Origin of the sequence: Bacillus cereus group sp. BfR-BA-01355 (assembly GCF_022663675.1) — a bacterium.
GTDB classification, from domain to species: Bacteria; Bacillota; Bacilli; order Bacillales; family Bacillaceae_G; genus Bacillus_A; species Bacillus_A thuringiensis_S.
In genome coordinates this window covers 1-724 of the sequence record NZ_JAKUFY010000280.1, presented here as the reverse complement: position 1 = coordinate 724, position 724 = coordinate 1, and the positions used below count along the sequence as shown (strand labels likewise).

Below are 724 nucleotides of genomic sequence, written 5' to 3'. Positions count from 1 at the left end.
ATCTTGGTCGCAATTTCGATCCATGTTAGAATACAAAGCAAAATGGTATGGCAAACAAGTCATTGTCGTATCGAAAACATTTGCTTCCAGCCAATTATGTTCTTGTTGTGGATATCAAAATAAAGACGTTAAAAATTTAAACCTACGTGAATGGGACTGTCCTTCTTGTCGTACACACCATGATAGGGATATTAACGCAAGTATCAATCTAAAGAATGAAGCGATAAGGCTTCTAACCGCAAGGACTGCGGGGATAGCCTAATCAATTAGAGTTCGATAGAACTCTTTACTTAGGAATCCCTCACTTCTAAACGAAGTGAAAGTGGGGGGAGTTCAATCTCCGAGTATAGACAAATTAAGCAAGTAGAAAAGCCTGTTTTATAATTGTATTTCCAAAAAAAGAATAAAAAATTCCTTTCATATTATCAATAATATTGCGTTGTGTTAGCTCTATAAGAATAAATAATCATAGAGTTTTTTTGTGAATTTAATATAGGTTTGTAAACAAGCATGTTTCCTATTAAAATATAGAATATTATAACCCTTGTTTGATAGGGGGGATAAAAATGAATTGAAATAATGATTGCTGTAAGCATAAACATCATAACCATCGTTGTAAATGTTTTATTTGCTTTCATCGCAAACATTGGTAAAAAAGTTCATGATTTTTAGTTTTAAAAAAAGTGCAATAGATGTTGCACTTTTTTAAATAAATATAAAGGTA

General features: G+C 31.5%; 1 protein-coding gene. It reads left to right on the top strand.

From position 1 onward, the window contains the following. On the top strand, positions 1–262 hold a 262-nt coding region (locus MR167_RS31580), incomplete at its 5' end, for a transposase (protein WP_242316241.1). Positions 263–724 lie beyond the last annotated feature (462 nt).